Genomic DNA, 23,625 nt, shown 5'->3' with positions numbered 1-23,625 from the left:
GGCAGTACCTCGGTGTGCGGGCCACTGCAGAGGCCCGCACACCGTTAAAACCCCCCAGGTAAGAGGAGTTCGTCCATGAGCAGGACCAAGGTTGTCGTCACGGGTTTGGGAGCGTCCACCCCTCTGGGGGGAGACGTGGCTTCCACATGGTCCGCGCTACTCGCCGGTGAATCCGGTGTGTCGACTCTTCCCTGGGACAACCTCGACACCCTGCCGGTGAAGTTCGCCGCCCAGGCGGCCGTCGAGCCCGCCGACTCCGGCGTGCTCGCCAAGCCCCGGCTGCGCCGGATGGACCGCAGCCAGCAGTTCGCGCTGATCGCCGCGATCGAGGCCATGAAGGACGCCGGCTACGGCTACGGCGAGGAGGGCGGCCTGACGGTCGACCCCGACCGGCTGGGCGTGGTCGTGTCCTCCGGCATCGGCGGCCTGCACAGCGCCCTCGACAACTACGACGTGTACCGCGAGAAGGGCTGGCGGCGGGTCTCCCCGTTCACCGTCCCGATGCTGATGCCCAACGGCTCGGCCGCGCACGTCGGCCTCGAGTTCAACGCCACCGCCGGGATCCACGCGCTCGTGTCCGCGTGCGCGTCCAGCGCGGAGGCCATCGGCTACGGCATCGACATGATCCGCAGCGGCCGCGCCGACGTGGTCATCGCGGGCGGCACCGAGGCGTGCATCCACCCGCTCCAGATGGCCTCCTTCGGCGCGATGCGCGCCATGTCGACCCGCAACGACGCCCCCGAGCTGGCCTCCCGCCCCTACGACAAGGCGCGGGACGGCTTCGTGCTCGGCGAGGGCTCGGCCATCCTGATCCTGGAGTCCGAGGAGTTCGCCCGGGCCCGCGGAGCGAAGATCAACGCGATCGCCTCCGGCGTGGGCTACTCCGCCGACGGCTACGACATGGTCCAGCCGCCCGAGGACGGCTCCGGCCAGGCCAAGGCCATGCAGCGCTGCCTCAAGGACGCGGGCCTGGAGCCGTCGCAGATCGTGCACGTCAACGCGCACGGCACGTCGACCCCGGCGGGCGACGTCGCCGAGCTCAACGGCATCAAGCTGGCGCTCGGCGAGCAGGCCCACAAGGTCAGCATCACCGCGACCAAGTCGATGACCGGCCACCTGCTCGGCGGCGCGGGCGCCCTCGAGTCGCTGATCACGATCCTGTCGCTGCGCGAGGGCCTCGTGCCCGCCGTGGTGAACCTCGAGAACCTCGACGACGCCGTCGACCTCGACATCGTCCACGGCGAGCCCCGCAAGCTCCCCGACGGACCGGCCGCGGCCCTCAACAACTCCTTCGGTTTCGGCGGCCACAACGTGACGGTCGCCTTCGAGCGCGCCCTGTAAGGGCGGTAGCCGGCGGACGAGGGACGGCCCCGGGGCCGTCCCTTCGTCATGGGGGGCACGCCCCGGCGCGACCATGATCGCGGTAGGGTCCTGGGGTTCGGCAAACGGGACTTAAGGGGAATTTCTGTGCTGAGAAAGCTCACCGCGTCCGTCCTGGCAGCGGCCCTCCTCGCCACGGGGGCACCGGCGGCCGCGGAGGCGAAGGCCAGGCCCAAGGCCCCGGCGGGCGTCTCGGCGACCTCCGCGATCCTCTACGACTCCACGGCGAAGAAGACCCTGTGGAAGCGGAACGTCAACAAGCGCATGCCGGTCGGAAGCATGAACAAGGTCGCCCTGGCCCTGGTCGTGATCAAGGCGGGCCACCTGAAGACGCCGATCACGATCCGCCAGAAGTACAAGGACTGGGTGGACGGCTGGGGCGCCAGCCAGAGCCACCTGGTCCCCGGCGACCGGCTCAGCGCCTACCAGCTGCTCCAGGCGACGCTCGTCGAGTCGGGCTGCGACGCCGCCTACGCCCTGGCCGACGCCTACGGCGGCAGCGCCGGCTACCTCGGGTCGCTGGCCAAGATGAACGCCCTGGCCAGGAAGCTCGGCATGAGGAACACCCACTACGCCTCCTTCGACGGCACCCCGGCCAAGAACGACTACACGACGGCCGCCGACCAGCTCAAGCTGGCCCGCTACGCGATGAAGTCCGCCACCTTCCGGTCGATCGTCAAGATCGTGAAGAAGGACTTCCGCTCCCTGAACGGCCGCGTCTACAAGCTGCGCACCAGCAACCTCCTGCTGAAGAACAGCGGCTCCACCGAGGACAACTCCGGCTACCCCGGCGTCTACGGCATCAAGACCGGTTCCACCGGCAACGCCGGCGGCTGCTTCATGTTCGTCGCCCGCCGCAAGAAGCACACCGTCTACGGCGTCGTCCTCAGGAGCAGCAGCACCATCACCCGCTTCCAGGACGCCGCGAAGATGCTCAACTGGGCCTACGGCACCCGGAACGCGGTGACCCTCACCCCGCCCCCGCCCCGCGAGGCCAACGGCTGACCCTCCCGCACGACAGCGCCCCGGAGACGGGCGGACGCCCCCGTGGCGTCCGCCCGTCTCCGTTTCGGCGGGGTGAGGTTCTCTTTACGGGCGGGGAACGGGTGCGTCACGCGGCGGAAACCTGCGACTCATATCTATCTGTCGACCGACAGGAATTCCGCACCCCGGGAGACGCAGATGACCACGACCGTCGCACCGTCCGGTTCCGCCCCGCCGCCGGACACCGGCGACGAGGGGACGCTGCGCGGGTTCGGCTACCGGCAGGAGCTGCACCGCAGCATGGGCCGGTACGCCTCGTTCGCGGCCGGCTTCTCCTTCATCTCGGTGCTGACGACCGTGTTCCAGTTCTTCGGGATGGGCTTCGCCTTCGGCGGGCCCGCGTTCTTCTGGACGTGGCCGGTGGTGCTCGGCGGCCAGGCGCTGGTGGCGCTCTGCTTCGCCGAGCTCGCGGCGCGGTACCCGATCTCGGGCGCGATCTTCCAGTGGTCGACCCGCATGAGCACGGCCGCGTTCGGCTGGTTCGCGGGCTGGATCATGGTGCTGGGCCAGATCGTGGTGATCGCCGCGGCGGCGATGGCGCTCCAGGTCGTCCTGCCCGCCATCTGGACCGGCTTCCAGATCGTCGGCGGCGACCCCGCGCCCACCTCGGCGACGGGGGCGGCCAACGCCGCCGTGCTGGCGGTCGTGCTGCTGACCGCGACCACGGCCGTCAACCTGCTCGACAACCGGGTGATGGCGCGGATCAACGTGATCGGGGTGACCGCCGAGATCATCGGCGCGGTCCTGATCGTGGTGCTGCTGCTCACCCACTCCGACCGGGCTCCGGGCGTCACGCTGCACGCCGGTACGGGCGGCGGGGCGTTCGGCGCGCTGCTGGTGGCGGCCTTCGCCGCCGCCTACGTGCTGATCGGGTTCGACAGCGCGGGGGAGCTGAGCGAGGAGACGCGCAGCCCCCGCGCGGTCGCCCCCCGCACGATCCTCACCGCGCTCGGCGCGGCGGGCGTGCTGGGCGGGCTCATCATCCTGGCGGGGCTGCTCGCCGCGCCGAGCCTGACCGACGGCCGGCTCGCCGCCGAGGGCCTGTCGTACGTGCTGACCAGCACCCTCGGCGACGGCGTGGGCAGGCTGCTGCTCGCCGACGTGGTCGTGGCGATCTGCGTGGCGACCCTCGCGATCCAGACGGCCGCGACCCGGATGGTGTTCTCGATGGCGCGCGACGGGGTGCTGCCCCGTTCCGCCGCGCTGGCCCGCATCTCGCCACGGACCGGGATGCCCACCGGGCCCGCTTTGGTCACCGGGGTGCTCGCCGCGCTCATCGTGGCCATCGGCTTTCTCTCGCCCGACGCCTTCCTGGCGATCGGGACGACCTGCATCGTGTTCCTCTACCTCGCCTACGCGATGGTGACGGGACCGCTGCTGTACCAGCGGCTGCGCGGGTCGTGGCGGGGAGGGGCGCCCGCCGGGACCGACGAGCACGGCCGGCCGCTGTTCTCCCTCGGCCGGTGGGGCCTGCCGGTGAACGCGCTGGCGCTGGCCTACGGGCTGACGATGGCCGTCAACCTGGCCTGGCCGCGCGCCGAGGTCTACGCGCCGGTCAGCGGCCAGTGGTACTTCCAGTGGTTCACCGTGCTGTTCCTGGCGGCGGCGGCCGGGGCGGGCGCGCTGTACCGGTGGTCAGCCGTCCGCCGCCAGCGTGCGGCCGAGGTCGCGGACCGCGGGCAGCTCCCCGTCGGCGACGCCGCCCACCCGTAGCGCGGCGTCCGCGGTCGCCTCCGCCAGCGTGCCCGGCACGGGCGCGGAGGCGTCCCTGCGGATGAGGATGACGCTCTCGACGACCGAGAACACGAGCTGGGCGCGGACGGCGCGCTCGGCCTGCGGAAGCCCGGGTGCGACGGCCGTCAGCAGGTCGGCGTAGCAGTCCCTGAGGGCCGAGCGCAGCTCCTGGAAGACGCCGAAGCGGTCGGCCTCGGGCAGCAGGTAGAGGGCGCCGAGGTTGTGCGGGCCCGAGCAGAGCAGCCGGGCGTCGCGGTGGCACAGCGCCCACAGCCGGGACGCCGCGGGGGCGGGGGAGCCCAGCAGCGCCCGCGCGGCCTCCAGCGACGGCCGGACGGTGCTCTCCAGAAGCTCGGCGAGGATGTCCTCCTTGCCCTTGAAGTAGTGGTAGATCGAGGCCTGCCGGATCCCCGCGCGCTCCGCGATCTCGCGGGTCGAGGTGGCGGAGTAGCCCTGGGCGGTGAACAGCTCGGCGGCGGCCGCGAGCACCTCCTCGCGGGGGGAAAGCCCGCTCGCGGGACGGGCGACGGCGCGCGGCCTGCCCACCCCTCTCCTCGTGTCGCTCACCCGGAAATCCTCGCACAGCCCACCCCGCGTGCCGGTCCGGTAACAGGCGCGAAACTCGGGGGTGGTCTGCCCGAAATATCTGTCCCATAATTTCTGTCGAGCGATAGAAATCGATCCCTGGAGAGACCATGGCGACAGCGACGACCCACGGCGCGCGCGACCACGCGCGCGCCCAGGCGGGAACGACCGTCGAGACCATGCCCCGCGTCCCGGCCCCCGCCGGGCTGACCTGGTCGGAGACCGTCGCGGGCGGGAACTACACGCACCGGGCCCTGGCCCGCGGCACCGGGCTCACCCTCACCGATCCGGCCGGCGACGCCTGCGCGCACCTGCTCCTGTTCGCGACGGGCCGGCCGTGGGAGCGGCTCAACGTCGCCGACACCGTCAAGGTCCTCTGGAACGCCTACCCCGGCACCGGCCATCTGCTCCTGTCCGACCAGGGCCGGGTGCTGGCCTCGATCACCGCCTCGGCGGCACCGGCCGACACCATGTGCGGGACCTCCACCCTCCTGCGCAACACCGCCCGCTACGGCGACGGCTCCCCGCAGGGCCACGCCCCGGCCGGACGGGAGCTGTTCAAGCTCGCCGCCGCCAAGCACGGCCTCGAACCCCGCGACCTGGGACCGTCGATCTCCTTCTTCCAGGGGGTCAGGGTCGATCCCGGGACCGGGCGGCTGGAGTTCACCGGCTCGGCGGGGCCCGGGGCGAGCGTCACGCTCCGCGCCGAGATGCCGCTGACCGTCCTGGTCGCCAACACCGCCCACCCGATCGACCCGCGCGAGGACTACGTGTGCACCGCGCTCGAGGTCGAGGCCGCTCCCGGCGCCCCGACCGCGCCCGGCGACCCGCTGTGGACCGCCACTCCCGAAGGCGAGCGCGCCTTCCTCAACACCGCCGACGACCTCGCCGCCAGGGGGATCCAGTGATCGACCAGACCGTTCCCGCCCGCGCCCCCTGGTCCGCCGTGATCCCGGCCGGGCGGACCCTGACGATCACCGATCTCGGCGGCAACCAGGCCGTCGACTGCCTGGTCTACGACGCCCACGACACCGCGGTCCGCTACAGCGCCCAGGACACGATCCACGGCCAGGGCGGGATCTTCCTCACGACCGGCAGCGTCCTGCTGTCCAACGAGCACACGCCGCTGATGACCGTCACGGAGGACACCTGCGGGCGGCACGACACCGTCGGCGGGGCCTGCTCGAAGGAGTCCAACACGCTGCGGTACGGCCACCACACCTGGTCGCAGCACGCCTGCGTCGAGAACTTCCTCGCCGAGGGCGCCCGGCACGGGCTCGGCAAGCGGGACCTGGTCAGCAACATCAACTGGTTCATGAACGTGCCGGTCGAGGCCGACGGGACCCTCGGCATCGTCGACGGGATCTCCGCTCCGGGACTGACCCTGTCCCTGCGCGCCGAGACCGACGTGCTCGTGCTCGTCTCGAACTGCCCGCAGATCAACAATCCCTGCAACGGCTTCGACCCGACGCCCGTCCGGATGACCGTCCAGTGATCACGACTCTGCTGGTCGCCAACCGCGGCGAGATCGCCGCCCGGATCATCCGCACGGCCCGCTCCCTGGGCATGCGGACGGTCGCCGTCTACTCCGACCCCGACCGCGGCGCTCCGCACGTCCGGCTCGCCGACCACGCCGTCCGGCTCGGCCCCGCGCCCGCCAAGGACAGCTACCTCGATGCCGCCAAGGTCCTCGCCGCGGCCCGCGAGAGCGGCGCGGACGCCATCCACCCCGGCTACGGTTTCCTGTCCGAGGACGCCGCGTTCGCCCGCGCCGTCGAGGCCGCCGGGATCGCCTTCGTCGGGCCGTCCCCCGCCCAGCTCGACCTGTTCGGCGCCAAGCACACCGCCCGTGCCGCCGCCGAGGCCGCCGGGGTCCCGCTGCTGCCCGGCACCGGCCTCCTGGACGATCTCGGCGCCGCCCGCACCGCCGCCGCCGGGATCGGCTACCCGGTCATGCTCAAGGCGACCGGCGGAGGCGGCGGCATCGGGATGCGCGCCTGCCGCGACGACGCCGAGCTGGCCGAGGCGTGGGAGTCCGTCCGCAGGACCGCGGCCGCGAGCTTCACCAGCGCGGGGGTCTTCCTGGAACGCCTGGTCGAGGGCGCCCGCCATGTCGAGGTCCAGGTGTTCGGCGACGGCCGCGGTGAGGTCGTGGCCCTCGGTGACCGCGACTGCTCGCTCCAGCGCCGCAACCAGAAGGTGGTCGAGGAGGCTCCCGCCCCCGGCCTCCCCGGCGACGTCAGGCGGCTGCTGGCCGACAGCGCGGTCTCGCTGTGCGCGTCGGTGCGCTACCGGTCGGCCGGGACGGTCGAGTTCATCTACGACCCGGTCCGCCGCGAACCGTACTTCCTCGAGGTCAACACCCGCCTCCAGGTCGAGCACCCCGTCACCGAGGCGATCTACGGCGTCGACCTCGTCGAGTGGATGCTCCGCCTCGCCCAGGACGACCTGCCGCCGCTGGAGGTGCCGGAGCGGAGCGGCCACGCCTTCGAGGCCCGCGTCTACGCCGAGAATCCGAGCCGGGACCACCGGCCGAGCGCGGGCCTGCTCACCAACGTCGTCTTCCCCGCCGGGATCCGCGTCGACGGCTGGGTCGAGACCGGCACCGTCGTCACCACCTCCTACGACCCGATGCTGGCCAAGGTCATCGTGCACGGCCCCGACCGGGCGGCCGCGCTCGCGGCGCTCGGCGAGGCGCTGGCGGGCAGCCGCGTGGACGGCATCGAGACCAACCTCGGGCTGCTGCGGGCGATCGCCGCCGACCCCGCCGTCGCCGCCGCCGAACACAGCACCGCGACGCTCGCCGGGATCGGCGACGGCTCCCGCCGGATCGAGGTCCTGCGACCGGGGGTGATGACGACCGTCCAGGACTGGCCCGGCAGGACCGGCTACTGGCAGATCGGCGTGCCGCCCTCGGGCCCGATGGACGACCGGTCGTTCCGGCTCGGCAACGAGGCCCTCGGCAACGATCCCGGAGCGGCCGGGCTGGAGTGCACCCTCCAGGGGCCCGAGCTGAGGTTCACCCACGCCACGACCGTCTGCGTCACCGGGGCGCCGGCGCCGGTGACCCTCGACGGCGCGGCGGTGCCGCTGTGGGAGCCGGTGACCGTCCCGGCCGGGGGCGTCCTCGACCTCGGCGCCCCCGCCACGGGGCTGCGCACCTATCTGCTCGTCGCGGGCGGGCTCGACGTGCCGTCCTTCCTCGGCAGCGCCTCCACCTTCACCCTCGGCGGGTTCGGCGGGCACGGCGGGCGGGCGCTGCGCGCCGGTGACGTCCTGCGTGGCGGGACCGTCCGGGAGGGACGCCCCGTCACCGGCCGCCCGGCGCTCGGCGACTGGGAGATCGGCGTGGTGGAGGGGCCGCACGCGGCGCCCGAGTTCTTCACCGAGCAGGATATCGTCGACTTCTACGGCGCCTCCTGGAAGGTCCACCACAACTCGGCGCGGACCGGGGTGCGGCTGGTCGGGCCCAAGCCCCGGTGGGCGCGGCCCGACGGCGGCGAGGCGGGGCTGCACCCGTCCAACATCCACGACACGCCCTACTCGGTCGGCGCGGTCGACTTCACCGGCGACATGCCCGTCGTCCTCGGCCCGGACGGCCCCTCGCTCGGCGGGTTCGTCTGCCCGGCGACCGTGGTCACCTCCGAGCGGTGGAAGCTCGGGCAGCTCCGGCCGGGCGACACCGTCCGGTTCGTGCCCGCGCCCTCACCCGTGGGGACGCCCGGCGACGGGGGAGTGCTGGTGCGGCGCGGCGACGTCACGATCCGGCGCAGCGGCGACGACAACCTGCTGGTCGAGTACGGCGCGATGGAACTCGACCTGGGCCTGCGGATGCGCGTCCACGCCCTCGGCGAGGCCCTGACCGCCGCCGGGCTGCCCGGGATCGTCGACGTGACGCCCGGCATCCGCTCCCTCCAGGTGCACATCGACCCCGCGGCGCTGTCCCAGGCCGCCCTCCTGGACGCCCTGCTGGAGATCGAGGAGACGCTCCCGCCCACCGAGGAGCTGGTGGTGCCGAGCCGCACCGTCCACCTGCCGCTGTCCTGGGACGACCCCGCGACCCGGGAGGCGATCGAGCGGTACATGGCCGGGGTGCGCGACGACGCCCCCTGGTGCCCGTGGAACATCGAGTTCATCCGCCGGATCAACGGCCTGGACTCCGTCGAGGACGTCTACCGGACCGTGTTCGACGCCGAGTACCTGGTCCTCGGCCTCGGCGACGTCTACCTGGGCGCGCCCGTCGCGACGCCCCTCGACCCCCGGCACCGGCTCGTCACCACCAAGTACAACCCGGCGCGCACCTGGACGGCCGAGAACTCCGTCGGCATCGGCGGCGCCTACCTGTGCGTCTACGGGATGGAGGGGCCCGGCGGCTACCAGTTCGTCGGCCGCACCACCCAGGTCTGGTCGGGCTGGCAGCAGCGCGGGCCCTTCGGTGAGGGCAAGCCCTGGCTGCTGCGGTTCTTCGACCGGATCCGCTGGTACCCCGTCGGCGCGGAGGAACTGCTGGAGCTGCGCGCCGACATGGCCGCGGGACGGCTGGACCTCAAGATCGAGGAGGGGGAGTTCTCCCTCGCGGAGCACCGGCGGTTCCTGGCGGCGGAGGCGTCCTCGATCGAGGCGTTCCGCGAGCGTCAGGGGATCGCCTTCGCGGCCGAGCGCGACGCCTGGGAGGCCGCGGGAGAGTTCGCCCGTGCCGCCGTGCCGGAGACGGCCGTCGCCGCCGGGATCGAGGCCGGCCCCGGCGGGACGCTCGTCGAGGCGGAGTTCGGTGCGAGCGTCTGGCAGGTGGGCGTCGAGCCGGGGGACCGGGTCGAGGCGGGACAGCAGCTCGTCGTCCTGGAGGCGATGAAGATGGAGTCGGCCGTGCCGTCACCTGCGGCCGGAGTGGTGGAGCGGGTGCTGGTGAAGCCGGGAGACCAGGTCGAGGCGGGCACGGCACTCGTCGTGCTGAAGGGAGAAGACACGTGAGCGGCACAGCGGTGGAACGGGTGCGGAGCGCCTACGCGCGGATCGCGGAGGCGGACCGGCCCGAACTCTGGATCGGCCTGCGTCCGCAGGGGGAGGCGGAGGCGGAGGCCGCGGCCCTCGATCCCGGCCTCCCGCTGTACGGGACGGTCTTCGCGGTCAAGGGCAACATCGACGTGGCGGGGCTGCCGACGACGGCCGGATGCCCGTCCTACGCCTACGAGCCGGGCCGGGACGCCGAGGTCGTCGCCCGGCTGCGCGCGGCGGGCTCGATCGTGCTCGGCACCACCAACCTCGACCAGTTCGCGACCGGGCTCGTCGGGACGCGCAGCCCCTACGGCGCGGTCCGCAACGCGATCGATCCCGCCTACGTCTCGGGCGGTTCCAGTTCGGGGTCGGCGGTCGCGGTGGCCCTCGGCATCGCCGACTTCGCGCTCGGCACCGACACGGCCGGGTCGGGGCGGGTCCCGGCGGCGTTCAACGGGATCGTCGGGCTGAAGCCCACCTACGGGCTGGTGCCTACGGAGGGCGTCGTCCCAGCGTGCCGCAGCATCGACTGCGTGACCGTCTTCGCCCGCACCCTGCCCGAGGCGCGGCGCGCGTTCGCGGTCATGGCGCCGGACGCGCTGGCGGCCCCGGCCCGCCGTCCGGGGCCGTGGCGGGTCGCCGTGCCGTCCGCCGAGTCCCTCGGCGAGCTCGATCCCGGCTGGGCGGAGGCGTTCGAGGGGGCGGCGCGCGGGCTGGAACGGGCGGGCGCGGTACTCCTGCCGGTCGATCCGGCGCCCTTCCTCGAGGCGGCCGAGCTGCTCTACCAGGGCGCGTTCGTCGCCGAGCGGTACACGGCCGTCGGGGAGTTCGTCGCCAAGGACGCCCCCGACCTCGACCCGACGGTCGCCGGGATCATCAACGCCGCCGCGGACATCCCGGCCCACCGGCTGTTCGCCGACCGCGAGACCCTCGAGGCGCTCCGCGGACGGGCGATGGAGGCGCTCGGCGACGCCGACGTCCTCCTGCTGCCCACCGCCCCGGGCCATCCGACCCTGGCGGAGGTCGCCGCCGAGCCGCTGGCCGCCAACGCCAGGCTCGGCCGTTTCACCAACTCGACGAACCTGTTCGGGATGGCGGCGCTGGCCGTCCCCGCGGGCACCGTGGCGGACCGCCCGTTCGGCGTCATGCTGATCGGCCCCGGCCGCTCCGACGACCGGCTGGCGGCCGTGGCGTCCATGCTGACCCCGGCCGTCCGGGTCGCGGTCGTGGGCGCCCATCTGACCGGCCAGCCCCTCAACCACGAGCTGACCTCCCGGGGCGCCCGCCTCGTGACGACCACCACCACGGCCCCGTCCTACCGGCTCTACGCCCTGCCGACGCTCCCGCCCAAACCGGGCCTCGTCCGCGCCGCGGAGGGCGGAACCGCCGTCCAGGTGGAGGTCTGGGAACTCTCGGCCGAGGGCCTCGGCACCTTCCTGACCGGCATCCCCCGCCCCCTGGGCCTGGGCCGGATCGAGCTCGCCGACGGCAGCGCCGTCACCGGCTTCGTCTGCGCGCCCGAGGGCCTCACCGAGGCCACCGAGATCACCTCTCACGGCGGCTGGCGCGCCTACCTGGCCACCAGGTCCTGAACCGCCCGTTCGCGTCTCCGGGCCGTTCAGCCCCAGGTGGTCCAGCGCTCGGTGGACAGCACCAGGTCGAACGGCTCGGGGAGCACGACGTCCTCTCCGAACTTCCATTCCTGCTTGTCGAGGTAGACCCCCGCCTTGCCGTCGGGAATCGAGTAGAGGAACACCTTCGCCACCTTCGGGTCGCAGTCGACCAGCAGGTAGTAGGGGATCTCCGTGCGGGCGAAGCCCGTCCACTTGGTGGCGCGGCCGTCACTGGGCGGACGGTCGTTGCCTCCGGTGGAACGAGAGGTGACTTCGACGGCCATCTCGACCTGGTCGGTGACCAGGCACAGGTTGCCCGTCTGCCCTTCGCCGTCGAGCAGCTCCTGCTCCGCAACGATCAAGTCGGGGATGTACCCCTCCTCGATGCCCACGAGGTCCAGATTGGGACCCTGGTCGACGCCCCAGATGAAACCGGGCTTCAGGACCTGGGCCTGGGCGAACAGATTGGAGATCTGCTGGACGATCCACCGATGGCTGTTCTTCGGAGCCGGGGACACTATGACTTCTCCTCCGATGACCTCGACACGGGAGCCGTCGTCCGGGCGATGGAGGGCATCGTCCAGGCCGCCCCTTACGAACAGGGCGTACGGGGTGTCAGGGATCTCGACGCCCATCTGCGTTACGGAAGTGACGACCACGTCATGCGACCTTTCGCTCACGATCAGCTCCGGTCATCGTAGGGAAACGTGCCCCCAAGGGTACGCCGAAAGCGGCGACTTGGGGGCTGAGCTGGTGTTCTAGGGGATGGCGTACATCGGGTTGGGGAGCTTGAAGGGATGGCGGGCGTGGCCGCCCTCCAGGTCGGAGTGCTGGTCGCCGAGGTTGGTGACGATGGTGTGGCCGAGGGCCTCGATCGCCGCCCGGGTTCCCGCCTTGTAGGGGACCACGCTCGGGGCGTGGTCGGCCGGCGGGCGCAGATGCAGGCGGGCCGGGTCGGCGGCGGGGAAGCCCTTGGCCCTCAGGTCGGCGAGGGTCTCGGCGCGGACGTCGTGGACGGTCGTCGCGAAGGTGACGGGGTCGACGGCCGTCGTGGCGGCGTCGCGGCGGCCGGTGACGTAGAAGACCGCGACGCCGCGCGCCGCGGCCTCGGTGGCCAGGGCCAGGGCCGGGGCGATCGCAGGGAACTGCTTGATCGTGTAGGCCCAGTGGTTCCACAGCGGGGAGAAGTAGCCGAAGCCCGCGCCGGGGATCGCCGACGTCCCGGTCTCCTGGTCGTAGGTCGACAGGCAGGTGTCGTCGATGTCGAGCACGATCGCGGGGGAGACGGCACCGGCGTCCAGGGCCTCGCCGAGCCGGGCGCGCGCCCCGGCCACGGCCAGCGCGATCGCCGCGGCCCACCGCCCGGACGTCCGGTAGTCTTGATCGCGTTCTGGACGCCGGTGAGGTTGGGCGGCTCGCACGCGTCGGCGTGGGCGCCGGGCCCGGGCACGGCGTGGGCGGGCACGGCGGGGGTTGCGGTGGTGATCGGGGCCGCGCCGCGCGGCAGGGTGCGTGGTGTCGTCACCGGGGCACCGTACGCGCGGCCCGAACCAAGATCACGTAGGCGTGCCGGGCTCCGGCCGTTCCGTGGCGAAGACGCGGGAGGCGAGGAAGTCCTCGGGCCGCAGGGTCATCAGGTCGGCGCGGCCGACCCGGTCGGTCGTGGCGGTCAGCCGGTTGGCGTGGCGCAGGCGGGCGCGCTCGATGGCGTTGCGGACCGACCGGGCGTTGGCGAAGCGCGGCTGGGTGCTGCGCAGCGCCAGGTAGTCGCGGAAGACCGGCTCGGCGTCGGTCGCGAGCGCGTAGCCGTTCTCGGCGAGCATGAGACGGCCGATGGACTCCAGCTCCGCGAGGTCGAAGTCGGGGAAGTCGATGTGGTGGGCGACGCGGGAGCTCATCCCGGGGTTGACGGCGAAGAACTCGTCCATGCGGTCGCGGTAGCCCGCCAGGATGACCACCAGGTCCTCGCGGTGGTTCTCCATGAACTGCAGCAGGATCTCGATGGCCTCCTGGCCGTAGTCGCGGTCGCTGTCGCGGTGCAGGGCGTAGGCCTCGTCGATGAACAGGACGCCGCCCATCGCCCGCCTGAGGACGTCGCGCGTCTTGGGCGCGGTGTGGCCGACGTGCTGGCCGACCAGGTCGTCGCGGGAGGCCGTCACGAGGTGGTTCTTGCGGATGTGGCCGAGCCCGTGCAGCAGCTCCGCCATCCGGACGGCCACCGTCGTCTTGCCGGTGCCGGGGCTGCCGGTGAAGCACATGTGCAGGTTCGGCGGCGCCGAGGTCAGGCCGAAGCGCGCGCGGAGCCGGTCGACCAGCAGCAGGGACGCGATCTCCCGGATGCGGGTCTTCACCGGGACGAGCCCGATCAGGTCGTCGTCGAGGGCGTTGAGGATCTCGTCGGTCCGGGCGTCCTTGCGCTCCTGCGACAGGTCCACCACGGCGTCGGGCGTGAGGGGAGGAAGATCCTCCACGGCCTTCGGCGTGCCGAACTCCATGCGGGCTCCTTCGGAAGGGGTGACGGGCGGCCCGCCGCCCGCTAAGGGCGGAAGGGACGGCGTGGCCGCCCGTCACGGTCTGCGGGTCAGCGCTGTTCGAGGGTGTAGCTGATGCGGCGGTCGGCGGCCTCCTGGCGGACCAGGCGGAACGACCGTTCCTCGGCGGGACGCTGCACGATGAACTGCATCGCGGTGGTCTGGCGGCCGTAGGAGGCGTCGTAGGCGTTCAGCCGGACGTAGGAGTCCGGGTGGGCGCGGCGGCACTCGTTGATCTCGAGCAGGACGCCCGCCGGGTCCTTCAGGTCGAACATCGGCAGGCCCCACATGTCCCACAGGAAGTTGCGCGGGTGCGGGTCGTCGGTGTACTCGACCGAGCAGGGCCAGCCCCGGTCGAGGGCGTAGGCGATCTGGAGGGAGATCTCCTCGTCGGTGAGGTCGGGCAGGAAGCTGAAGCTGCCCTGGGTGACGCGCATCGGTGCTCCTAGCTGCTCAGGACTTCGTTGAGGACGTCGGGGGTGTCGGTCGACTCGTAGTCGAAGGAGATGTCGCCCCACAGGGTCAGGGCGACGTCGAGCTCCTTGTTGTGCTTCGCGGCGGCGCGGAGGATGTCCGGGCCCTCCTTGAAGAAGTCGCGGCCCTCGTTGCGGGCCTTGACCATCGCCTCGAGGGCGACGCGGTTGGCGGCCGCGCCCGCCGCGATGCCCATCGGGTGGCCGATGGTGCCGCCGCCGAACTGGAGGACGACGTCCTCGTCGAGGTAGTGCAGGAGCTGGTGCATCTGGCCGGCGTGGATCCCGCCGGACGCCACCGGCATGACGCCCGGCATCGACGCCCAGTCCTGGTCGAAGTACAGCCCCTTGACCGGGTCGGCCTGGATCTTGTCCTTGCGGAGGGTGTCGTAGAAGCCCGCGACGGTGTTCGGGTCGCCCTCGAGCTTGCCGACGACCGTCCCGGCGTGGATGTGGTCGACCCCGGCCAGCCGCATCCACTTGGAGATCACCCGGAAGCTGACGCCGTGGTTCTTCTGCCGCGTGTAGGTCGAGTGGCCCGCCCGGTGCAGGTGCAGGATGAGGCCGTTGGCGCGGGCCCACTTGGCCATCGACTGGATCGCGGTGTAGCCGATCGTCAGGTCGATCATGACGATGACGCTGCCGAGCTCCTTGGCGAACTCCGCGCGCTCGTACATGAGCTCCATGTCGCCGGCGGTGACGTTCAGGTAGTGGCCCTTGACCTCGCCGGTCTCGGCCTGGGCCTTCATCACGCCCTCCATCGAGTGGAGGAAGCGGTCCCGCCAGCGCATGAACGGCTGGGAGTTGATGTTCTCGTCGTCCTTGGTGAAGTCGAGGCCGCCGCGCAGGGCCTCGTAGACGACCCGGCCGTAGTTCTTGGCGCTCAGCCCGAGCTTCGGCTTGACGGTCGCACCGAGCAGCGGGCGCCCGTGCTTGCCGAGGTACTCCCGCTCCATGACGATGCCGTGCGCGGGACCCTGGAAGGTCTTCACGTAGTGGGTCGGGATGCGCATGTCCTCCAGCCGGAGGGCCTTGAGCGCCTTGAACCCGAAGACGTTGCCGATGATCGAGGAGGTCAGGTTGGCGATCGACCCCTCCTCGAACAGGTCCAGGTCGTAGGCGATGTAGGCGATGAACTGGTCCTCGGCTCCCGGGACCGGCTCCACCTTGTAGCACTTGGCCTGGTAGTTCTCGTACGACGTGAGCCGGTCGGTCCACACGACGGTCCAGGTGGCCGTCGAGGACTCGCCCGCCACCGCCGCGCCCGCCTCCTCGGGGGGCACGCCCTGCTGGGGCGTGATGCGGAACGCGGCGAGGATGTCGCTGTCCTTCGGCACGTAGTCGGGGCGCCAGTAGCCCATTTCCGCGTACGGGATGACACCTGCGGACCATCGACCCATCTCGGGACGCTCCTCTCTTTTCCTTCGACCTTCGTTGACGCCGCAAGCATGTGGCCCCGACACTTGTGCCGTCCATCAAGTGTTTCGGGGTGAATCTGAAGCGATGACTGAATCCAGGCTCCGCACGCTGGTGGCGCTCGCGGACACCGGTTCGGTCCGGGCGGCGGCGGAACGGCTGTACGTCACGGAGTCGGCGGTGTCGGCCGCGATGACCGCGCTGGCCGCCGAGCTGGGCGTCCCGCTGGTCCGGCGGCGGGGGAGGGGGATCATCCTGACCCCCGCGGGCCAGGTCTACTCCGGCTACGCCCGCAGGATCCTGGGGCTGCACGGCGAGGCGCGGGCGGCGGCCCGCGGCGAGCACGACCCGGGCCGGGGCCGGCTGCGGATCGCCGCCGTGACGACCGCCGCCGAGCAGGTCCTGCCCGAGGTGCTGGCCGCCTTCCGCGGCCACTGGCCGGAGGTCGAGCTGACCCTGGAGGTCGGGCCCAGCAGCAGGCTGTGGGCGCGGCTGGCCGACCACGAGGCCGATCTGGTCCTCGGCGGACGGCCCCCCGACCCGGGCGCGACGGTCCTGGCCCGGCGGCCCAACGAGCTGATCGTCGTGCTCGCCCCGCATCTGGACTTCGACCTGCGCACCACGCCGTGGGTACTGCGCGAACCCGGCTCCGGCACCCGTGTGCTCACCGCCGCCTACCTCGCCGAGCACGCCGCCGCCCCGCCGGAGCTCGTCCTCGGCTCCAACGGCGCGGTCGTGGCCGGTGCCGCGGCCGGGCTCGCCGCCGCCCTCGTCTCGCGCGACGCCGTCCGGGGCGACCTGGCCGCGGGGCGGCTGCGCGAGGTCCCCGCTCCCGGCACGCCGATGCCCCGGCCCTGGCACGCCGTCACCGGCGCGGCCCCGACCGCCACGACCCGCCTGTTCGGCGCCGAGCTCGCCGCGCACGGCTGGTCCCTGGGCTGAGCCGCGATGGAGACGGGCGAGTGAGATGAGCGAGTGGGACGGCGGGTCAGATGGGCAGGACCGCCCGCACCGAGGTGCCCTCGCCCGGCTCGGAGTGGAGCACGACCCTGCCGCCGAGCAGCTCGGCCCGCTCGGCCATGCCGCGCAGCCCGTAGGAGCCGGGCCTGGGCAGGTGGGGCAGGAAGCCGCGCCCGTCGTCCTCGACGGCCAGCGACACCCGGTCGGGCCCGTACTCCAGCAGCAGGTCGACCATGGCGGCCCCGGCGTGCCGCAGCACGTTCCCGACGGCCTCCTGGGCGATCCGGTACAGCGCGGTCTGGAGATGGTCGGGCAGCGGGGCGTCGAGCTCGCCGGAGACCGTCACCGTGACGTCCAGCGACGGCTGCCGGGATCCGGCCTCCCTGGCCAGGCCCGCCAGAGCCGCCGACAGGCCGAGATCGTCCAGGACGGGCGGCCGCAGCCCCCCGATCGCGGCCCTGGTCTCGGCCGAGGCCAGCTCGCACAGCTCCCTCGCCACCGTGATCTGCCGGAACGCCTCGCCCTCCGGCAGCGCCCGCAGTGCCGCCGACAGATGGAAGCCGAGGCTGGCCAGCCGCTGGGCGATCCCGTCGTGGATCTCCCTGGCCAGCCGTCCGCGCTCGGCCTCCTGCGCCTCGACGGCCCGTTCGGCGAACTCCTCCGCCGAGTGCTCGCGTTCGCGCGCCGAGCGCAGCCGCCGCGCCGAGCAGAGCACCGGTGCGAAAAGCGTGGTGATGGCGCGGATCAGCTCCAGGTCCTCGTCGCGGCAGACCTCCTTGCCGCGGGTCCGCACGTCGATGACGGCGATGGTCCCCGAGCCGGTGGCGACGGGGAAGCACATCCCGTGCCCGTGGGCGCGCGGCGTCGAGTGCCCGGCGCACCAGCCGATCACCCCCTCGCCGAACGGCACGGGGTCGGGCGGCTCGCCGTCGCGCGGGTCGCCGCCGGTCCACTCCAGCGTCCGGCCGTCCTCGTCGAGGACGTAGACCTCGCAGGAGGCGAACCGGGTGCCCGCCCGCACCAGCACGGCGATGTCGGCGGCGAGCTCGGGCAGCTCCCGGTCGGAGCACGCGGCCCCTGCCACCCGGGTCAGCAGCTCGCCCTCCCGCCGGGCCAGCAGCGCCAGGGCCCTGGCCTTCACCGGCCGCTCACCGGAACAGGCCCTCGCGCAGGGCGATCGCGATGGCCGCGCTGCGGTCGGTCACCTCGAGCTTGCGGTACAGGGTGCGCAGATGGGATTTCACGGTCTCCTCCGAAAGGTGCAGGCGGGAGGCGATGGCCCGGTTGGACAGGCCGCCGACCAGCAGCGACAGCACCTCGCTCTCGCGCTGGGTGAGGCCCCGGTTGGCGCCCGGCCAGAACTCGCCGCGGTTGAGCCGGGCGACGCTGGCGGCCATCCGCCCCGCGAGGGTGGGATCGACGACGGTCTCGCCCTCGGCGACCTCCTCCAGCCGGCGGACGAGCTCCAGCCCGTCCACCCGTTTCAGGAGGTAGCCGGCGGCCCCGGCGCGCAGGGCCTCGAAGACGTACTGCTCGTCGTCGTAGACGGACAGGAAGACCACCCGGGACTGGGCGGCGGCCTCGGTCAGCTTGCGGCACAGGTCGAGGCCGCTGTGGCTGCCGAGGCGGACGTCGAGCAGGACGATGTCGGGTTTGAGCGCGGAGACGAGCCGGGAGGCCTCCACGGGGTCGGCGGCCTGGCCGACGACCCGGACGCGGCCGGTGAACCCGGCCAGCATCGCCTGGAGTCCGGCGAGGATCATTTCGTGGTCGTCGACGAGCACGACCCTGACGGGTGCGGGCATCCCTGCAACATAACCTGTCGTGCTACCGGCGAGTAGCTCACCCCCGCGCGCCTTCACCCGTGAGTTCCCACGGCCGGGTGAGGATCGCCCGCTCACCTCGCCTTACGTTCACGGTGACATGCCCGCACCCCCGGGTCAGACCCCATGGAGGATCTCGTGCCCCACCGGATCGTGCACATGCTGCGGGCCCGCGGAACCGGACGGCGCCCGGTGATGCTGGCCATCGCGGGAGACAGTGCCGCCGGCAAGACGACACTCACCCGGGGGCTGGTGGAGTGTCTCGGCGAGGACAGGATGACGGCCGTCTGCGTGGACGACTACCACCGGTTCGACCGGCGGGAACGGCAGGGGAAGCCGTTCACCGCGCTGCACCCCGACTGCAACTACATCGAGATCATGGAGCAGCACCTCCAGCTCCTGGCGATGGGCGAGCCGATCCTCAAGCCGGTCTACGACCACGGCACGGGCGAGCTGGTGCGGCCCGAGCTCATCGAGCCGCGCGACTTCGTGATCGTCGAGGGGCTGCTTCCGCTCTACAGCAAGATGGCCCGCGCCTGCTTCGACATCACGGTCTACCTCGACCCGCCGGAGGCCCAGCGGACCGCCTGGAAGGTCAGCCGCGACACCACCAAGCGCGGCTACACCGCCGACCAGGTGATGGAGGAGATGCGACGGCGCGAGATCGAGAGCGCCGCCTTCATCCGGCCGCAGCGCAGGCACGCCGACATCGTGGTCCGCTTCGGCTCGGTCTCGGGAAGGGCCGACCCGCCGCAGGAACCCCTCTCGGCCGAGCTGCTGCTCCGCCCGACCGTCGACCACCCCGACCTGGCGGAGGTCGTCCACGGCGCGGACGCCCTGCACCTGAAGCTGCTGCGCGACACCGACGGCCGCCCGGTGGACGCCCTGCACGTCCACGGAGGCGTCTCCGGCGAGGAGGCGGAGATCGTCAAGAAGGCCATCTGGGAGCGCCTGGACGTCGAGACGCCCTTCCCCGCCAGCCTCGGCACCCTGGCCGACGGGGCCACCAGCGACCCCGTCGCGATCACCCAGCTGCTCCTGCTCTACCACCTGATCAACGCGGACAGGCTCCGGATGGCCTCCTGACCGTCCGGAATCCGCCTCCTCGGGATGATCTGGTCCGGGATGAAATCCCCTCTGCACTATGTTGGAGGGGTTGTATCCCTTGTCGTCTTGAGGAGGTGGGATCGCTTGCGTCCCGAGGATCTGTACCGGCTGGAGGCCGAGCTGCCCGTGCTCGACCGCCCGGTGCTCCTGCACAGCCTGGACGGGTTCATGGACGCCGGTTCCGCCGGGCGGCTCGTGCGCGACCACATCCTGGAGACCCTCGACCACGAGGTGATCGCCAGCTTCGATCTCGACGAGCTGATCGACTACCGGGCCCGCAGGCCGATGATGACCTACGACGGCGACCACTGGGAGGACTACGAGAAGCCCTCCCTCGATCTGCACGTCGTCCACGACACCGTCGGCCAGCCGTTCCTGCTCCTGGAGGGCCCCGAGCCCGACCGGGCCTGGGAGCGGTTCATCGCCGCGGTCGTCTCGCTGATCGAGAAGCTCGACGTCGGCCTCTCGGTCGGCTTCCACGGCATCCCGATGGGCGTCCCGCACACCCGGCCGATCGGGCTGACCGCCCACGGCACCAAGTCCGAGCTGCTGAGCTGGCCGAAGTCGCCGTTCGGGCGGGTCCAGGTGCCCGGCAGCGCCTCCGCGCTGCTGGAGTACCGCCTGGGCGAGCTCGGCCACGACGCGATCGGCTTCGCCATCCACGTGCCGCACTACCTGGCCCAGTCCACCTACCCGGCGGCCGCGGTGGCGGCCCTGGAGACCCTGATCAACGCCACCGGCCTGGCCATCCCCGGCGAGACCCTGCGCGAGGCCGCGGCCGAGACCGACACCGAGATCGCCTCTCAGGTCGAGGGCTCCGACGAGGTCGAGAAGGTCGTCCGGGCGCTGGAGCAGCAGTACGACGCCTTCGCCGGAGCGGACGAGCGCGAGTCCCTGCTCGCCCAGGAGGCCGACATGCCCTCCGCCGACGAGCTGGCCGCCCAGTTCGAGCAGTTCCTGGCCGAGCAGGACGGCGATTCCTGAGCCCCGCACCCCTCACGCTCCGGCTAGTGACGGGCCGGGCGCCCGGAGGGTACCGTTTGTGCCGATGGTGACGGGCGGTAGGTGCGGGAGGCCGCGATGGCTTCGTTGACGGTGTCGTTCTACACGCACGCCCCGTTCACCGTCGTGGAGCTGGCCGGGGAGCTGCAGCACGCGACGAGCCCGGGGGCCGAGGCCCAGATCCTCGACACGATGGGCGCCGCGGGCGGGCCGGTCCGGCTCGTCCTCAACCTGACCGGCGTGACCTTCCTGGACTCGGGCGGGGTCAATCTGCTGGCCAAGACCAGCAGGGCCGTCCGGGCGGGGAACGGCACGCTGTCCTGTGTCGCCCCGGCGGGAAGCCGTCCGGACCGCGTCCTCACCGTGACCGGTTTCAACCAGTTCATGAAGGTCTACCAGACCGTCTCCGAAGCCGTCTCCTAGACTCGGGCAGATCTGGGCAGGCCTAGCGCCTGAAGTAGGCGCGGATCGTCAGGGAGTTCTCGGTCGTGTGGGTCCGCACGAGGTCGGACAGGCAGTGGACCAGGAGCAGGCCCCGGCCGCCCGTCACCGACAGGCCCGCCGGGCGGCGTCCGGCCAGCGGGTCGGCGAACCGGCCCGCGTCGGTGACCTCGCAGACCAGGGCGTCCTTCTCGCCCCAGATGCGCAGCAGGCCCGAGCCGCCGCCGTGGGCCACGCTGTTGGCCGTCAGCTCGTTCACCACCAGTTCCACGTCGATCGACTGGTCGGCGCCGAGGTCGTGGGCCGCGGCGCACTGGGCCGCGACGGCGCGGGTGCCCTCCTGGCCGGCCGCGTCGAACCGGAGCACGGCGTGGACCCGCTCGGGCTCGGGGAGCGGCAGGTCGTACCGGTCCATGACGGCCTCGGGGGAGTATCCGGGACCCTGATGGGTGGCATGGGCGTCGGCCACCACCGCGGGGCCGAGCGCGGAGGCGTCGTAGAAGCAGCCGACGGTCATCCGGCGTCCGGCGAAGGCCAGGTTGGTGAGCGCCTCGTGCTGGACACAGGCCGGATACTCCAGCTCGGTGCGGCCCTCCCACACCGGTTCCTGGAGAATCCGGACATCATCGCCTTCTGCGGCGTCGGCGAAGGCGAAGAGCACCAGAGGGAGGATCCGGCCGGGATTGCGGCCGATCTCCGTCAGGTCGAACAGCCGCAGCCGCGGCCCGAACGCCTCGGCCAGCGTGCCCAGCCGGGTCTCCGGGACGGCCGCCGCCACCCGCTCGCCGCGGGCCAGCCCTTCGGCCAGGAAGGCGAGGGCGAGGTCGGCGAAGGTCCCGTCGCCGCTCCCGAGCATCAGAGGATGCTGGAAGCCGGCATCGGGCCGCCGGTCCTTCTTCGTCTCAGTCACCAGGAACTACCCCCGGTATCGGGATACCCCCCTAACCGTACTGAAACGGCTTCGGCGACGGTCAGGTGGATCCGGAACCTGTCGTAGAGGCCCAGGGTCCGCAGCCGCCGGGTGAGCCGCTCGGACGGCGCCGCGAGGACCAGGGCCCCCGAGGGCAGGGCCTCGAAGGTCTGCCGTACCCCGATCAGCGCCGCGAAGCCGGAGGAGTCGATGAAGGCGACCTCGGCCAGATCGAGGACCAGCCGGGACGAGGCCCCGGCCGCCTCGCTGACGGCCGCCGTCAGGTCTGGCACCGTCCGCAGGTCGAGATCGCCGGACAGGGCCAGGACCCGCCAGCCCTGGACCTCGGAGATCGTGATCCGCAGCCGGGAGGCGTCGGTGATCGCCAGGCTGATCGTGACGATGGTCCCGTAGGGGCCGGTCCGCAGGTCCATCTGGTCGACCATCCGGCGGACCATCCACAGGCCGCTGCCCTCGGAGTCGCCCCAGCGGGCCGGCTCACCCGGGTTGCCCTCGCCGGAGTCGCTCACCTGGAGGTGCAGCGCCTCGTGCTCCTTCCACAGCCGGAGCCTGCCCCGGCCGCCGCCGTGCACGACGGCGTTGGCGGCCAGTTCGTGGGCGGCCCCGACGAGATCGTTGACCCAGCCGTCACCCAGCCCCGCCTCCAGGGCGTGCGCGGCGACGGTCGAGCGGAGCGCGTACAGGCCGCCGCCGTCGAACTCGAGGTCCAGCAGGGGAGCCGCCTTCGAGGCGGGCCGTTCAGCGCTCATGGGCCGCGGCCAGCCGGAGGCCGGGCACGTCGAAGGCGCCCAGCAGGATGAAGCGGGGCAGCACCGCCGGCCCGCAGCGCAGCGTCGTGGTCCCCGGATGGGCCCGCGCCGCCTCGATGATCATGCGGATGCTGGAGGCGTCGGCGAAGTGCAGGTCGGCCATATTGACGGTGATGTCGCCGTCCAGGCGCAGCGCCTCCTGGAGCGCCATCGCCAGCGGGTCGGCCGCGAGATGGTCGATCTCACCGGCGATCCTGATGCCGGGCGGGGCGTACTGGCGGCAGATTCTCAGCACGGCGTCGTGGTGGTAGGTGGCGGCCGCGACCGACACCGGATGGCTGGCGGCCACGGAGGCGAGCGTGACCGGGTCGAACCGGTCGCGGTCGTACTGGCACAGCACCGAGACGGGCGCGCCTTCGAGCAGCTCGCCCACCCGCTCCTCGAAGCCGGGAAGCTGCTCGACTCCGCTGACGGGCCGCAGCGCCCAGCTCATGTCGAGCGCGATCCGCAGCCGCGGGAACCCGTTGATCCCGCCGACCTGGCGCTTCAGCCAGGTGGTGGCGTGCTCGAGGTCGAAGGAGCGATCCAGCAGCAGGCCCTCCTCGTGGCCCCCGACGACCATGCGGCCCTCGGCGGCCGCCTCGATGAGGGTCAGCCCCCGCCCGGCCATCTCCGCCAGCGCGGCGGCCGGTTCGAGCCCGCTCAGCCAGACGACCTTGGCCCCTGCGGCCAGCCCGTCCCTGACGAAGGCGGCGGTGAGGTCCAGCAGCTCCTCGTGCTCACAGAACGTCAGGCAGACGTGATCGTCGCCGATCTCGGTGATCTGGGCGCCGCCGGTCAC

22 protein-coding genes are annotated in these 23,625 nt (G+C 72.4%); 11 read left to right on the top strand and 11 right to left on the bottom strand.

Going from position 1 to position 23,625, the window contains the following annotated elements:
• Positions 1 to 75 precede the first annotated feature (75 nt).
• The 3 genes from ABD785_RS20935 to ABD785_RS20925 all read left to right on the top strand — a co-directional run bounded on the left by ABD785_RS20935 (position 76) and on the right by ABD785_RS20925 (position 4,137).
• Entirely contained in the window at positions 76 to 1,341 is a 1,266-nt protein-coding gene (locus tag ABD785_RS20935; protein ID WP_344830868.1) for a beta-ketoacyl-[acyl-carrier-protein] synthase family protein, read from the top strand.
• 126 nt (positions 1,342 to 1,467) lie between these two features.
• Positions 1,468 to 2,385, top strand: coding sequence for a D-alanyl-D-alanine carboxypeptidase family protein (locus ABD785_RS20930; RefSeq protein ID WP_344830865.1), 918 nt, complete (start codon positions 1,468 to 1,470; stop codon positions 2,383 to 2,385).
• A 177-nt stretch (positions 2,386 to 2,562) separates the two neighbouring features.
• Positions 2,563 to 4,137 carry an APC family permease gene (locus ABD785_RS20925; RefSeq protein ID WP_344830862.1) on the top strand — a complete coding sequence of 525 codons (1,575 nt, stop codon included), beginning with the start codon at positions 2,563 to 2,565 and terminating at the stop codon, positions 4,135 to 4,137.
• Here the strand turns inward: ABD785_RS20925 and ABD785_RS20920 are convergent.
• On the bottom strand, positions 4,060 to 4,725 hold the full coding sequence (locus tag ABD785_RS20920) for a TetR/AcrR family transcriptional regulator (protein ID WP_344830860.1): 666 nt from the start codon (positions 4,723 to 4,725) through the stop codon (positions 4,060 to 4,062). The genes ABD785_RS20925 and ABD785_RS20920 overlap by 78 nt on opposite strands.
• Before the next feature lie 128 nt (positions 4,726 to 4,853).
• On the opposite strand from ABD785_RS20920, the gene ABD785_RS20915 reads away from it, so the two are divergent.
• Genes ABD785_RS20915 through ABD785_RS20900 form a run of 4 tightly spaced genes read left to right on the top strand, consistent with a single transcriptional unit; the run spans position 4,854 to position 11,330 of the window.
• On the top strand, positions 4,854 to 5,651 hold the full coding sequence (locus ABD785_RS20915) for an urea amidolyase associated protein UAAP1 (protein WP_344830858.1): 798 nt from the start codon (positions 4,854 to 4,856) through the stop codon (positions 5,649 to 5,651).
• A complete protein-coding gene (locus ABD785_RS20910; RefSeq protein ID WP_344830857.1) occupies positions 5,648 to 6,238 on the top strand; it encodes an urea amidolyase associated protein UAAP2 in 591 nt (196 codons plus the stop codon). Before ABD785_RS20915 ends, ABD785_RS20910 begins: the two co-directional genes overlap by 4 nt.
• The gene (locus tag ABD785_RS20905) at positions 6,235 to 9,714 is read left to right on the top strand and encodes a 5-oxoprolinase/urea amidolyase family protein (protein ID WP_344830855.1); all 3,480 of its coding nucleotides are present in this window, start codon (positions 6,235 to 6,237) and stop codon (positions 9,712 to 9,714) included. Before ABD785_RS20910 ends, ABD785_RS20905 begins: the two co-directional genes overlap by 4 nt.
• Positions 9,711 to 11,330, top strand: a complete 1,620-nt coding sequence (locus ABD785_RS20900; RefSeq protein WP_344830853.1) for an allophanate hydrolase — start codon at positions 9,711 to 9,713, stop codon at positions 11,328 to 11,330. Before ABD785_RS20905 ends, ABD785_RS20900 begins: the two co-directional genes overlap by 4 nt.
• 26 nt (positions 11,331 to 11,356) lie before the next feature.
• On the opposite strand, the gene ABD785_RS20895 is transcribed toward ABD785_RS20900, so the two are convergent.
• The 5 genes from ABD785_RS20895 to ABD785_RS20875 all read right to left on the bottom strand — a co-directional run bounded on the left by ABD785_RS20895 (position 11,357) and on the right by ABD785_RS20875 (position 15,755).
• Entirely contained in the window at positions 11,357 to 11,986 is a 630-nt protein-coding gene (locus tag ABD785_RS20895; protein ID WP_344830850.1) for a Uma2 family endonuclease, read from the bottom strand.
• A gap of 123 nt (positions 11,987 to 12,109) precedes the next feature.
• Complete coding sequence (locus ABD785_RS20890) at positions 12,110 to 12,772, bottom strand: HAD family acid phosphatase (protein WP_344830848.1); 663 nt, start codon at positions 12,770 to 12,772, stop codon at positions 12,110 to 12,112.
• 135 nt (positions 12,773 to 12,907) lie between these two features.
• Entirely contained in the window at positions 12,908 to 13,846 is a 939-nt protein-coding gene (locus tag ABD785_RS20885; RefSeq protein ID WP_344830846.1) for an AAA family ATPase, read from the bottom strand.
• 86 nt (positions 13,847 to 13,932) lie between these two features.
• Complete coding sequence (locus tag ABD785_RS20880) at positions 13,933 to 14,319, bottom strand: ribulose bisphosphate carboxylase small subunit (protein ID WP_344830843.1); 387 nt, start codon at positions 14,317 to 14,319, stop codon at positions 13,933 to 13,935.
• Positions 14,320 to 14,327: 8 nt separating this feature from the next.
• The gene (locus ABD785_RS20875; protein ID WP_344830842.1) at positions 14,328 to 15,755 is read right to left on the bottom strand and encodes a form I ribulose bisphosphate carboxylase large subunit; all 1,428 of its coding nucleotides are present in this window, start codon (positions 15,753 to 15,755) and stop codon (positions 14,328 to 14,330) included.
• A 103-nt stretch (positions 15,756 to 15,858) separates the two neighbouring features.
• Here ABD785_RS20875 and ABD785_RS20870 point away from each other — a divergent pair, with 103 nt between their 5' ends.
• On the top strand, positions 15,859 to 16,713 hold the full coding sequence (locus tag ABD785_RS20870) for a LysR family transcriptional regulator (protein WP_344830839.1): 855 nt from the start codon (positions 15,859 to 15,861) through the stop codon (positions 16,711 to 16,713).
• 46 nt (positions 16,714 to 16,759) lie between these two features.
• Here ABD785_RS20870 and ABD785_RS20865 read toward each other — a convergent pair whose 3' ends face one another.
• Together ABD785_RS20865 and ABD785_RS20860 are read right to left on the bottom strand one after the other, a co-directional pair.
• Positions 16,760 to 17,872 carry a GAF domain-containing sensor histidine kinase gene (locus ABD785_RS20865; protein WP_344830837.1) on the bottom strand — a complete coding sequence of 371 codons (1,113 nt, stop codon included), beginning with the start codon at positions 17,870 to 17,872 and terminating at the stop codon, positions 16,760 to 16,762.
• Positions 17,873 to 17,879: 7 nt separating this feature from the next.
• Positions 17,880 to 18,536 carry a response regulator gene (locus ABD785_RS20860; protein ID WP_344830835.1) on the bottom strand — a complete coding sequence of 219 codons (657 nt, stop codon included), beginning with the start codon at positions 18,534 to 18,536 and terminating at the stop codon, positions 17,880 to 17,882.
• 156 nt (positions 18,537 to 18,692) lie between these two features.
• Between ABD785_RS20860 and ABD785_RS20855 the strand changes: the two genes are divergently transcribed.
• The 3 genes from ABD785_RS20855 (at position 18,693) to ABD785_RS20845 (ending at position 21,086) form a co-directional block, all read left to right on the top strand.
• Complete coding sequence (locus ABD785_RS20855; RefSeq protein ID WP_344830832.1) at positions 18,693 to 19,640, top strand: phosphoribulokinase; 948 nt, start codon at positions 18,693 to 18,695, stop codon at positions 19,638 to 19,640.
• A 105-nt stretch (positions 19,641 to 19,745) separates the two neighbouring features.
• Positions 19,746 to 20,645 (top strand): proteasome assembly chaperone family protein, encoded by a 900-nt coding sequence (locus ABD785_RS20850; protein WP_344830830.1) that lies wholly within the window; start codon positions 19,746 to 19,748, stop codon positions 20,643 to 20,645.
• Between the two features lie 96 nt (positions 20,646 to 20,741).
• Positions 20,742 to 21,086, top strand: coding sequence for an STAS domain-containing protein (locus ABD785_RS20845; protein ID WP_344830827.1), 345 nt, complete (start codon positions 20,742 to 20,744; stop codon positions 21,084 to 21,086).
• A 22-nt stretch (positions 21,087 to 21,108) separates the two neighbouring features.
• Here ABD785_RS20845 and ABD785_RS20840 read toward each other — a convergent pair whose 3' ends face one another.
• From ABD785_RS20840 to ABD785_RS20830, 3 genes are read right to left on the bottom strand one after another with little or no spacing between them, the layout of a single operon-like run.
• Positions 21,109 to 22,014, bottom strand: coding sequence for an anti-sigma factor RsbA family regulatory protein (locus tag ABD785_RS20840; RefSeq protein ID WP_344830825.1), 906 nt, complete (start codon positions 22,012 to 22,014; stop codon positions 21,109 to 21,111).
• The gene (locus ABD785_RS20835; protein WP_344830822.1) at positions 22,011 to 22,784 is read right to left on the bottom strand and encodes an anti-sigma factor antagonist; all 774 of its coding nucleotides are present in this window, start codon (positions 22,782 to 22,784) and stop codon (positions 22,011 to 22,013) included. The genes ABD785_RS20840 and ABD785_RS20835 overlap by 4 nt, the downstream gene beginning before the upstream one ends.
• Positions 22,774 to 23,625, bottom strand: a complete 852-nt coding sequence (locus ABD785_RS20830; protein ID WP_344830819.1) for an MEDS domain-containing protein — start codon at positions 23,623 to 23,625, stop codon at positions 22,774 to 22,776. The genes ABD785_RS20835 and ABD785_RS20830 overlap by 11 nt, the downstream gene beginning before the upstream one ends.

The sequence above is a fragment of the Actinocorallia longicatena genome (assembly GCF_039534125.1).
In the GTDB taxonomy this organism is placed as follows: Bacteria; Actinomycetota; Actinomycetes; order Streptosporangiales; family Streptosporangiaceae; genus Actinocorallia; species Actinocorallia longicatena.
The sequence above is the reverse complement of the archived record's forward strand: the minus strand, read 5'-3'. Positions and strand labels throughout refer to the sequence as shown.